General features: G+C 42.1%; 9 protein-coding genes and 2 pseudogenes. 1 reads left to right on the top strand and 10 read right to left on the bottom strand.

Translation table 11 applies throughout. The features are described 5' to 3' along the window. From IKG78_RS18295 to IKG78_RS18285, 3 genes are all read right to left on the bottom strand, one after another. Positions 1-636, bottom strand: a 636-nt coding sequence (locus tag IKG78_RS18295; protein WP_290946168.1) for a TGS domain-containing protein, incomplete at its 3' end; no start/stop codon positions are given. Positions 637-1,074: 438 nt separating this feature from the next. Beyond that, positions 1,075-1,431, bottom strand: coding sequence for an addiction module antidote protein (locus tag IKG78_RS18290; RefSeq protein WP_290946166.1), 357 nt, complete (start codon positions 1,429-1,431; stop codon positions 1,075-1,077). Further along, positions 1,418-1,723, bottom strand: coding sequence for a type II toxin-antitoxin system RelE/ParE family toxin (locus tag IKG78_RS18285; protein ID WP_290946164.1), 306 nt, complete (start codon positions 1,721-1,723; stop codon positions 1,418-1,420). The genes IKG78_RS18290 and IKG78_RS18285 overlap by 14 nt, the downstream gene beginning before the upstream one ends. Before the next feature lie 507 nt (positions 1,724-2,230). Here IKG78_RS18285 and IKG78_RS18280 point away from each other — a divergent pair. Then, entirely contained in the window at positions 2,231-3,568 is a 1,338-nt protein-coding gene (locus IKG78_RS18280; protein WP_290946162.1) for an AAA family ATPase, read from the top strand. Positions 3,569-3,719: 151 nt separating this feature from the next. Here the strand turns inward: IKG78_RS18280 and IKG78_RS20465 are convergent. The 7 genes and pseudogenes from IKG78_RS20465 to IKG78_RS18250 all read right to left on the bottom strand — a co-directional run. Next, positions 3,720-4,091: pseudogene (locus tag IKG78_RS20465) on the bottom strand (restriction endonuclease subunit S); the annotation flags it as partial. A gap of 477 nt (positions 4,092-4,568) precedes the next feature. Then, positions 4,569-5,954 (bottom strand): annotated as a pseudogene (locus IKG78_RS20460) (class I SAM-dependent DNA methyltransferase); the annotation flags it as partial. Between the two features lies 1 nt (position 5,955). Next, positions 5,956-8,721, bottom strand: a complete 2,766-nt coding sequence (locus IKG78_RS18270) for a DEAD/DEAH box helicase family protein (RefSeq protein ID WP_290946160.1) — start codon at positions 8,719-8,721, stop codon at positions 5,956-5,958. A gap of 371 nt (positions 8,722-9,092) precedes the next feature. After that, a complete protein-coding gene (locus tag IKG78_RS18265) occupies positions 9,093-9,434 on the bottom strand; it encodes a hypothetical protein (protein ID WP_290946159.1) in 342 nt (113 codons plus the stop codon). Further along, the gene (locus IKG78_RS18260) at positions 9,424-9,783 is read right to left on the bottom strand and encodes a hypothetical protein (protein ID WP_290946157.1); all 360 of its coding nucleotides are present in this window, start codon (positions 9,781-9,783) and stop codon (positions 9,424-9,426) included. The genes IKG78_RS18265 and IKG78_RS18260 overlap by 11 nt, the downstream gene beginning before the upstream one ends. Then, positions 9,780-10,154, bottom strand: a complete 375-nt coding sequence (locus tag IKG78_RS18255) for a hypothetical protein (RefSeq protein ID WP_290946155.1) — start codon at positions 10,152-10,154, stop codon at positions 9,780-9,782. Before IKG78_RS18255 ends, IKG78_RS18260 begins: the two co-directional genes overlap by 4 nt. After that, positions 10,154-10,819: a hypothetical protein gene (locus tag IKG78_RS18250; protein WP_290946153.1), complete on the bottom strand. Its 666-nt coding sequence runs from the start codon at positions 10,817-10,819 to the stop codon at positions 10,154-10,156. Before IKG78_RS18250 ends, IKG78_RS18255 begins: the two co-directional genes overlap by 1 nt. Between the last annotated feature and the right edge of the window lie 357 nt (positions 10,820-11,176).

Here is an 11,176-nt window from a genome sequence, read left to right as displayed (position 1 = left end):
GCCCGACATCGAGAGCACCTTGAAATTCTTGAGCTTGCCGGTAGAAGGCACGTGGGGGCCGGCGCAGAGGTCTTCAAAGTTCTTGCCCGGTTCGCCAGTCACGTAGAAGCTGAGCGTGCCGTCGCTACCTTCGCGGGCGAGTGCGCGCTGAGCGTTATCGGTCTTGTACTTGTCGCCCTCGGTGCGCTTCAGGCCATCAGCGGCGCTGACTTCGCAACGGGTAAACGGACGGTCTTCCTTGATGATTTCCTTCATGCGCTTTTCGATGCGCTCGAAATCCGACTGCTGGATCGGGGTCGGTGTCATCAAATCGTAGTAGAAACCCTTTTCGATAGCCGGACCGTAGGCGAGCTTGGTGCCCGGGAACAGGTCGCAGATGGCTTCGGCAAGCACGTGGCTGCAGCTGTGACGCAGGAGCATCAGAGCATCCGGGTCGTCGTTGCTCGGCGTGATAATCTTGATGGTGCCGCTCTCGGTGAGCGGGCGCGTGAGGTCGAGGACCTTATCGCCGAGTTTGACGCCAAGCGCCTTGCGTGCAAGACCTTCGGAAATGCCCTTCGCAATTTCGAGGCCGGTGGTGCCCGATGCTACGGAACGTACGGAGCCATCGGGGAAGGTGAGTTCGATTTGAGACATAAATAATCCTTTTTATGGGCGGTTCTCGCCCGGTTCCCCAGAAATACGACATCTGGCGGTGAGGCGAAATTTAGTTAAAGGCGAGAGTTGCGGCAACAAAGCTTGCTTGGTTTGACATAACCGAGCCGCACTAAATGCACACGAAGTGTGCCAAGATAGCTTTTAGACGAAAGACGAAAGACGAGAGATGAGAGAATGACGATAAATAATGCCTCAAATGCGTCATTCTGACGCCGAAGGCGGTATAGAATTGTTGCCAATTCATTGGCTTACAATTCTTAAGCTCTTGTGGGCTAAGAATCCAGTCCTAATAATACAAAGGGGGAAGAATCCCCCTGATTGCAGCCCCGTCGTCATGGCGGCCCACGAGCCGCCATCTAGCCGTGTCTTCCATCACCCCCACGCCTAGGGGACACCCCTAAGACCCCCGATAAAACTCTACACCTTATACCGCGCTCTTTTCTCAGCGACGCAAAGTTCCGTTTGTTTAGAGCGTTTCCTGAATTTCACTTTAGGGACAAGCGTCATTTGGATTCCCATGGCGTTTAGCACCTTGAAAATGGTTTCGAAACGCGGATGGGCTTTTTCGTCTAAAGCCTTGTAAAGACTTTCACGGCCGAGTCCTGTCTTTTCGGCAATCTGCGACATGCCCTTGCTTCTCGCAATGTGTCCGATGGCACGGAGAAACAGCGCTGGGTCATCAGATTCGCTGACCATGTTCAAGTATTCGGCGACGATTTCCTCGTTGTCGAGATATTCGGCAATGTCTAGAACTGTAATTTCACTTTTTTTCATCTTGCATTCCTCGCCAAATTTCTTTAGCCTTTTCTATATCTCGATCCTGCGTAGATTTGTCTCCACCAATAAGAAGAATCACGACAGTGTCCCCATTTCTCACAAAATATAATCTATATCCAGGTCCATAATCAATCCGCATTTCCAATATGCCATCACCAACAGATTTGTAATCTCCGAGATTGCCTTCCTCGACTTGTGTCAGACGAAAAAGTATTCGAGCTTTTGCTCGATAATCCCGTAATTTACTCATCCATTTTTTAAATGCAGGAGTCTGATTTATCGTAATCATACTACATTAAATGTATCTAATCGGATACAGATTGTCAAGAGGTTAACTTGAATAAAAAAGAGTGCGCCTTGCCTGGATAGGTGCATCGAAAAAAGGCCCTGCTAGGTGAAGGCGTAAGGCGCATACCGTTGTCCTCTCCAACTTGAGGTGAAAATTGGGGGAGGGGGCGAAATTAAAGAAAAACAGCAAAATATGCAAAAATAATCTCTAAAATAGTCCGTTTAAGCCGTATTTTTTTGTTAGGAATGAAAATTGATAAAATATGCAAAAATAATTCCTAGAAAGAGGACGTTCGGTATTATTTCTTGATGGAGCCGAAGATTTGACTGAAATTGGAGAAAATTGCGTAAAATCGGCAATTTTTACCACAAAAACACGTAATAAAATCAGGCGTATACGCAAAAATGCACTTTTTCGTACGAAAAAGTGCGCTCGTAACACACTAATTCGGTTGGAAAAGTGCGATTTGTTGTTGACAATTCGGTCGGAAAAGTGTAGTTTTGGGATATGTTCAAGAGAAAAATCCTTAAAGAATTTGAAAATTGGAAGATCTCGGGGGGCAAAAAGAAGGCCCTGGTTGTCAAGGGAATGCGTCAAATCGGCAAGACATCCAGCGTCCTGGAATTCGCCCGCAACAACTACGAGAGCGTCGTCTATATCAACTTTAAGGAAAATGAAAATGCGAAGAAGGTCTTCGAGGGAGACCTGAACGTCAATAGGATTGCTATAGACCTTTCGGCGCTTTTCCCCAACGTGCATTTTGTTGAGAACAAGACCGTCATCATCTTCGATGAAATTCAGGAATGTGCAAACGCCCGTGCAAGCATCAAGCCTTTTATGGAAGACGGTCGCTACGATGTCATCTGTACTGGATCCCTGCTTGGTATTAAGGGGTACAACCGTAAAAAGGGAAAAGGCGTCCCGACCGGTTTTGAAAGAATAATTTATATGAAACCCATGGATTTCGAGGAATTTCTGTGGGCAAAGGGCATTGGCGAAAACGTCATCGCATACCTGAAGGAATGCTTCGCGAAAAAGGAACCCGTAAGCGAGGCGACGCACAACGCCATGCTCCGCTACTTCAAGGAATACCTTTGTGTAGGCGGGCTCCCTTATGTCGTTTCTCGATTTGTCGAGACGAACGACATGAACGTCGTTTGGCAGGAACAGCAAGACATTCTTGAAGAATACAAGGACGACTTTGGCAAGCACCTTGACGAGAACGAAAACGAGGAAATCGACCGCACGCTTCTTGGCCGCATCAATCGCGTCTTTGATTCAATTCCCGCCCAACTTGCGAAGGAAAACAACAAGTTTGTTTATTCGCAACTTGAAAAGAAGGGCCGTTCCGAAAATTACCAAGCCGCAATCCAATGGCTCTACGACTGCGGCATAATCAACATTTGCCACAACCTGACCAACATCGCAGAACCCCTTGAAGGCTACAAGATCGAGAATACGTTTAAGATTTATGTGCAGGATTCCGGCCTGTTTGTCGCCATGCTGGAACGCGGCACCGCGGCCAAGATTCTAAGCGGTGATTTGGGATTCTATAAAGGCGCCATCTACGAGAACATCATTGCAGATTGTTTCTCTAAACAAGGTCGCAAACTATTCTACTTCCGCAAAGAATCTGGGCTAGAAATTGACTTTGTAGAAAATGTCGGCGGCGAACTCGCCATTATTGAAGTCAAGGCGACAACGGGACGCTCCAAGTCGGCAAAGACTGTTTTGAATAACGATAACTACGCAGCCAAGGTTTGCTACAAGCTTTCCGAAAACAACATAGGTGTTGCTGGCAAGATGGTTACACTGCCGTATTACATGGCTATGTTTCTGGAGTGATTTTATAATTCGGTAGGGGATAGTTTTCCACTACCCGCTTCTAGCGGACGCTCAGTCACCGCGCCCGCAACGCCTCTAACCTGAAACGTCATCCGTTTAGAAACGATGTTTTCTATTTTTATATACAGGTTAAACCGAAAACAATAACTACTTATTCTTTCGATGTTTCTCCTAGCAGCAATTCTATTCTGTCTGCAATTCTTATTTGTTCTGCCACAGGAGGAAGTGGAATTAAAAAGTTTTTTATTTTGGTTAAGCTTGTACGTTCTCTTCCTATTCCGGTAATTTTACTTAAAACTTGTTTTCTAAACATTTCAGAATTTATTGCATAGTACAAGTAACGTTTACACAATAATTTATGCGGAACGAATTTTATACAATCAGAAGATAATACATATGCTTTCGAAACTTTTGGAACAATAATTGCTCTTCCTGCTGGCATCATCTTTGCGATTACAATGTCTCCTTCGTGCACTTCACTTCTTTTTATCGTTTCTAAATGTTTATATGTTGTATACTTCTCGTTTTCGTTTTTCCACCCACATTCTCCAATATTGCTTAACTGTATGATTCGCACTTGCTTTTCTTTTGTATAGTGTTCCTTTTTAAGATTGCTCCCAAAAGGGCCATCTGCAAATGGAATGTCAATATTTGCTCCAAGCGATCCTATTCTTACCCACTTCCAATTATCTGGTATTTTATAGGGGAATTCAGAAGTATCAATTTTGTCAATTATATTCTTTTCCCGAAGTTCCCCCTGTTTAACGAGTTGATTTCTTTCAAAAAGTATGGCGTCTATTATTTCATTAGCCGATCCATCGGATTTGCTACGCTCTGTTAATTGCCCTTTTACTCCAGCATCTATCAATTTAGCTTTTAAAGCTTGTAAATTTGAATGGATGACTTGTAATGATTCATTTAATGTAAGTACATTCAAATCGTCCATGTCGTCATTTTTTTCCCCTGATACATTATTTGCAACACAAGATTGAAAATGTTTAACCGAATCGGCAATTATGGTTGCTTCTTGATTAAGGTCATTTAAAACTTCATCTAAATCCCGTTTATCTTCTATCTTAAAATTAATCCATTTAAAATCAAGATTTCCATTTTTTTTCACCTCATTTTCAGAGAAACACCTCCAGCGACCATTTGGATTTTTCTTTGAATATGTTGGTTTTCGGTCTTCCATATGTCCCGCACAATAGCAATCTACAAAATCTTGTAAATGCTCCCGAGTCATTGGCTTTGTTGCTAAAGTGTGTTTGATTCCTGTACGGTAATCATAAACCCAAATACTCTTTGTAGGAGACCCTTTTTCAAAAAATAAAACATTGGTTTTTACGTCTGCATAAAAAATGCCTATTGGAAGACGCAATATTGTATGAAGATTGAAGTCTTGTAACAACTTGTTTCGCACTTCTTCAGTCGCTTTGTGGCTAGGAGCTGAATCAGTTAATACGCTATCAGGTAAAACAACACCGACACGTCCACCAGTTTTAACAATAGACATGATGTGCTGAAGAAAATTCACCTGATTATCGGATGTTTTTATAAACTCGGGTCTATTTGTGGAAACCTCAATGCTTCCCTGCGGACGAGTTCCGAAAGGTGGATTTGTCATAACGACTTGATACATATCATCGGTAGTTTCAATCAAAGAGTCCTTGTAAGCAATAGGACTCTTATTAATGCCGATATCATGTAAATACAGATTCATTGATGCAAGTGTTACAACCAAGGAAGTATTGTCAGCTCCGTATAAAGCGTTATTTTTTAAGAACTTCTGCTTCTCAACATTTTTACTTTGCTTACGCATATGTTCATAAGCCGCAAGTAAGAATCCGCCTGTCCCACAGCACGGATCAGCCACAGTTTCCGTAATTTTAGGATTGATTACATCTACAATTGCAGAGATAAGTGCTCTTGGCGTGAAATACTGGCCGGCACCACTCTTCTTATCCTGTCCGTTCTTTTCTAGAATGCCTTCATAGATAGCGCCCTTGAAGTCACCTTCCATCATATACCAGTTTTCTTCTGATACCATCTCGATGACTTTCTTCAGCATGACCGGCTTATCAATTTTATTTGTCGCCTTAGTAAAAATTGTACCGATAAGGCCTTCGGCTTTAGAAAGTTCGTCTAGAATTTCTTCATATTTATCAACCAAATCAGTCCCGTTATATGTTACAAGATTTGCCCATTTGCAGCCATCAGGAATAGAACTTCCTAAACCCAATTCTTCTTTCTCATCATCCATCTTCAAGAAGAGGATATATGTCAGCTGCGTGATGTAGTCTGTAAAACCTACTCCCGCTGAAGAAAGAACATTTGCGATTTTCCATACTTTATTTAGTAAAGCACCTTCCGTTTTCTGATTAGCCATATTATGCTACCACCTTTAACAAAAACCTTGATAAAACCTGCATTTCAGCTGCAAGTATTTTGCCGCCGAAACTCGTTACGCCCTTTCTCCAAAGGTCTGTGTCTATTTCGTTCAGTTCATTTACAGAAAGCGCTCCATCATTGATGACAAAATCTGCTATCTGCTTCATAATCTTAGCTTGATCTTCCGTCAACACTCGCTGTTGTTGTCCACAATACAGAGCAAACCGTTTTGCATATCCATTGATTAGGCTTGTGAGTTTTTGGTTCTTTTTATAAGCATATCGGACAATCTGAATTAGGTTGGTCAATGCGTTGACATTTGTCTTTACATCCAATTGGTCAACATTCCCTTCAGAGTCCAACAACTTGTAATTTTTCCATATTGGAAACACCCCATATTGCCTATTTTCAGACAGCAACCTATCTCTAAGTTCGCTTAGCATAGAGTGCGTAATGACGGAATCCTCGGAATTGTAAATAATTCTCAAAGCTTCTATGCTGTCTTTATTTTCGTTCAAATATTTTTCAAAGCTTTCAATGAATTTTTTTGCCGATTCCTTAGAAAATCCGGCATAAATAATCTCATCAGGATCCTCTTCTGTGCTTAGGATGTATCCCCGTTGCATTTCGAGTAATTTCTTTCTAGCCGCAACGTTGTTGATTAGTTCTGAAATCGTGGCCATACGTACATTATTGTCACATGAAGAGTCTATATACGGATATTCCATTAGTATCTTCTGGTCTGTAGCCGCCTGAATATTCTCTGCGATTGTTCGTGGAGCAAAACCATAGGCTGTAATGAAGTAATCCAAGTGTCTGCCAAATAATGGATTGTCTTCATATCGTTTGTTGATGGTTGAACAGTAATCTCTTAAAAGCCAAAGATTCTCGTCGCTTACTTCATTATGCGCTAGGTGCTCTAACAGGAGTTCTAAAGACAAAATTTTCTTTCCTGGCTTCGAATCAATGACAGGGTGCGGAATTATTTTCTCATGTTCAGTTACGCCAACCGCATCAATGATGTAATAACACTCCTTTATAATCGCGTTCGGAGTTACTTCGCGAAGTTTATCTTCGCTGATAGTACGACATCCTCGGCCTTTCATCTGCGTATAGAGAACATCTGAACGGACATCTTTCATGAATAACACGATTTCCAAAGGTCTTACATCAGTACCGGTTGCGACTAACGTCACCGTAACAGCAATTCTGAAATCTTTTTCAGTTCTTAAATCTCTAATCAGCCCGTTAGAATCTTCAGAGGAATACGTGATTTTCTGAACGAAATGTTCTGGAACTTTATTGTCTTCAAATTCATTTTTAAAAACGTCTTTCACTGCTTCGACAATTTCAGATGCATGATTGTCGTCTTTGGCGAAAATCAATGTTTTGGGAATATATGCCCAATTCTTTTCTCGCTCTGGATACAAATCTTCGTAAATCGCATTTTTGTATGCTGTTAGCACTTTCCTAATTTGGTCCTTGTTTACAACAGACCTGTCAAGTTGCATATTGTCATAGTCAACTCTTTGTTCTGCAACGTAAGATGTAGACTCGCGGGACATGCGATTGTATTCGCCGATTTTTGAACCTGGATCTATTGTGCCTCCATGTTCTGTCACTTCCGTAGTAATGCGATATACACGTGATGGTACATTTACTCCATCAACAACAGAATCGTCATATGTATATTTTTCAATGATGTTGCCGCTGAAAAATGCTATCGCTTCCGGTGTTGGCGTTGCTGTAAGACCAAGAATTTTTGCATCTGAAAAGTAGTCTAAAACCGCTTTCCATTTGCCGTAGATGGATCTATGGCACTCGTCAACGATAATGAACTGAAAGTGATTCGGAGGAAGCTTTAGATCGTTGCCAAGTGAAACGACATCCTTTGTTTTCTTTTCTTCTTCTATAGACGTTTTTTCATCTTCGAGATCTTCGCTTTCATCTGAAAGTGACTGACCTGTAAGTACCGCAAAGAGTTTTTGAATGGTGGAAATAACGATATCTGCTTTTATATCGTTCTCTTTTTTCAAGCGCTTTATTTCATATAAGGCACTCATTTCCGTCTGGTCTTCGGTACGGTCAAACTGGCAGAATTCTGCCTCGGTCTGTCTTGCAAGATTATTTCTATCTACTAGAAAGAGTATTCTCTTTACTGGTGTATAGTTCAAAAGCCGATAACTTGCCAAGCAGGCTAAATAGGTTTTTCCGCTACCTGTTGCAAGAATGGCAAGATTCTTCTTTTGCCCATCTTTTAACGATTTTTCAAATCCAATTTCAGCTTTGTATTGACACTCTCGCAAGCCGTCCTTTTTAAGATGCGGGAGTGCTCCATAATCAGATGTCTTATTGATGAGCGATAACATTTTTTTCGGAGAGTGCATCTCTGAAAGTTCTACATAATCACCATCTGGGTCTGTAAGCAGGTTCTTGAAATAAATTTTCTTCCCGTTTGCCATATATACAAGCGGAATCAAATCCTGATACCATAATCCATACCAGCTTTGCGGGCTTCTTGCGTATTCTTCAGCCTGCTTTTCAACTTCAGGTCCTAGCGGATTTTCTTCACGTTTTGCTTCAACTACGGCGATAGCTTTGTCATCAATAAAAAGCAGATAATCGCTTTCGGTATTCCCCCGCATTAGAGCCTCTTTTACGGCTGATGTTGATTTAGGGGTGTACTCATTTCGTGACACGATGTCCCAACCAGCACTGATAAGCTGTTTGTCAATTTTTTCTCGTGCTAGTTCTTCGGGTTGCATAGGCGGAACATCCTTTTTTCATATGCGGAGAATTTGCGAGAATCATTCTCCATTCTGCTTGCCTAAGGGATTGTCCACGAAAATTTCTGAAACAAAAAAGGCGTGGAGTCGTAGGCTTATTGAACCTGCGGGCTACCACACCCTTCCGTATAATAAGCACAAAACGACCCACGCCCCAGATAGGACGTGAGCGTTCGTCTTATCCTCATACGGTTTGAAAGTGGTAGTTTCAGTTGCGAGAATAAGAGACGAATCTCAAAAATTCCGGTCGCTCCGAACCATTCGGTACGGAGCTATGTCAATGGGAAATATATATAAATATGCCTGTTAGAGATTGCTTCGCTTCGCTCGCAATGACAAAAAAAGTCTGGCTACGTCTGTTCGTCCATAAGGCCTTGAACCGCTTGGCGGCTTCTTTTTTCTAGAAACCGTTCAAGTACAGGGTTCCCGCTACGGAGAACAACATCCTTTTTGACGAAGACCTTGTTACAATTTTGCGTTTGTGCTTTTATTTTCGCCAAAATTTCGCCATTTTCGACATTTAGCAATTCCGACAAGTCAACTTTTCGAAAAAAATCATTGTTGTCGAAAAGTTCTCTCTTGTATCGATAGTCGAGAATGTCGTCCCGTGGGCAATACTCTATTTCGCCTTGGTATTCGGGCTTTCCGTCCCAGAATACGCCAAGAAGTTTATATGTAGTGTTATCCTTCAATGACGACCCCCGTATTTAGGTCAATCGCCCTAGCGACATACTCCAGCAGCTTTTTAAAGGTGTCTATCAAAAATTCAGGAACGCTTTCGCTGGCTAGGCGCTCCTCAAGCCAGGGTTTGATTTTTTCGCATGCACTTTTATCGAAAAATTCCTGTTCCCACATATCAAGGATTGTTCCACAAAGATTATTCACCGGTTTGTAAAATTCCTCTTCGAGAACATCCATGTAACTTTCATCGATATCAAATAATGTTTCTTCTATTCTTGGGTCAGGCGGTTCTGGAAAATCGGGGATACCGAATTCGTCACATTCTATTTGCGACATATCAAGCAGCAAGAATAATGTCATATCATTTCCTCCAGTCGTAGAATCTTAAAATGCGCGTTTCGGTCGTTTCGTTTAAATGTTCCGTCATAATTTAACCATTTTTTTGTCGTTTTATCCTGAACCTTCGCATAACCCGAAGGCAAATCTGCAATGATCTTGTATCTGTCGCCGTCGAAAATTGCTTTTACGCCCTCGATTTTTGGGGTCGCTCCAGGAGTATATCGATTCACAAGTTCATTCAAGTTGACCTTATGCTGTTTCCAATGCTCGTTATATTTTCTTTCGCGTTCTTTACTTTTTTCATAACGCACCCTGTCTTTTTCTGAACCCGGGACAACAAAACCATTGTAATATTCCGCAAGTTTTGAATACATCCTTTTTGAATTTGCCATTATTTTCCCCCTTTGCAAAGTTTGTGGTAATCAGGATAAACCTTGTACGGAATATTCAATACCTGAAGTTTGTCCTCGGCGTTCGCATCATGTTTGCCGAAAATGAGAATGAAACTTGCGCCTACCGAGATCACAGAATAAATAAATTGCATATCCCATGGTTTGTCTTTTTCGCAACCAAGAAATCCGGCAGCCCATATTACTTTATGAGGAATGCAACTCAAATTTTCAATATTGACTTTATCGCCTATGCGCAGGTTCGGTATTATTTTTACCCCATTGGCGCCAAGAATTGCCGCATATAGAAGGTTTGCAAGCATAATGAAGTCTTGCCATTCTCTATCCATATCAAGTGTTACGGTAATGTCGGACATCACGACCCCAAGAAAACAAAGGTATTCAGGAAGATCGTTTGTTAAACAGCAAAGCCTAGGATAAATTTCCCTATCTGGTGAGTAGTGACAAAGTGCCGTTCGTTTTGGGTCATGGACAAACTTTGTGTGCCGTTTGCTATAGGGTATAAGTAAGTCGGGAACCTGTTCTAAGAACCATTCCCTCTTAAAGATGGGGAAACCGCGAGAATCAAATGATACGCCGAATTTCCTTGCTAAAAGGACCAATTCATCCACCAAAAAGATGAAGTCTGTTAATGTTTTTAATGACATTTTTTACCTTTGGGCTCTTTGGATGTGCAGCGGGAGAGCCCTCCGCTGTAGAGGTTCGCTCCTATTTTTGCACACGATTTCAGCTTTTTTCAGGAATAAAAAAGGCGTGGAGTCGTATCGCTTACTGAACCTAGCGGGTCACCACAACCCTTGTCACTAATAAGCACAAACGACCCACGCCCCAAATTGGACGTGAGCATTCGTCTTATTCTCAGTGACTTTTGAAGTGGTGAATTCCTAGGTTCGAGAATAAGAGACAAATCTCAAAATTTCCGGTCGCTCCGAACCATTCGGTACGGGGCTATGTCAGTGGAAAATATATATAAATATGCGAGAGGGAGATCCCCGCCTACGCGG

This window comes from Fibrobacter sp. (assembly GCF_017545445.1).
Classification (GTDB): Bacteria; Fibrobacterota; Fibrobacteria; order Fibrobacterales; family Fibrobacteraceae; genus Fibrobacter.
Note: the sequence above shows the minus strand (reverse complement) of the source record. Positions and strands in the feature narration are given on the sequence as shown.

Excerpts from the sequence above, each read along its gene's own strand:
- IKG78_RS18270 (WP_290946160.1), bottom strand. The coding sequence starts at position 8,721 with ATGCAACCCGAAGAACTAGCACGAGAAAAAATTGACAAACAGCTTATC.
- IKG78_RS18280 (WP_290946162.1), top strand. The coding sequence starts at position 2,231 with ATGTTCAAGAGAAAAATCCTTAAAGAATTTGAAAATTGGAAGATCTCG.
- IKG78_RS18260 (WP_290946157.1), bottom strand. The coding sequence starts at position 9,783 with ATGACATTATTCTTGCTGCTTGATATGTCGCAAATAGAATGTGACGAA.
- IKG78_RS18285 (WP_290946164.1), bottom strand. The coding sequence starts at position 1,723 with ATGATTACGATAAATCAGACTCCTGCATTTAAAAAATGGATGAGTAAA.
- IKG78_RS18290 (WP_290946166.1), bottom strand. The coding sequence starts at position 1,431 with ATGAAAAAAAGTGAAATTACAGTTCTAGACATTGCCGAATATCTCGAC.
- IKG78_RS18255 (WP_290946155.1), bottom strand. The coding sequence starts at position 10,154 with ATGGCAAATTCAAAAAGGATGTATTCAAAACTTGCGGAATATTACAAT.
- IKG78_RS18250 (WP_290946153.1), bottom strand. The coding sequence starts at position 10,819 with ATGTCATTAAAAACATTAACAGACTTCATCTTTTTGGTGGATGAATTG.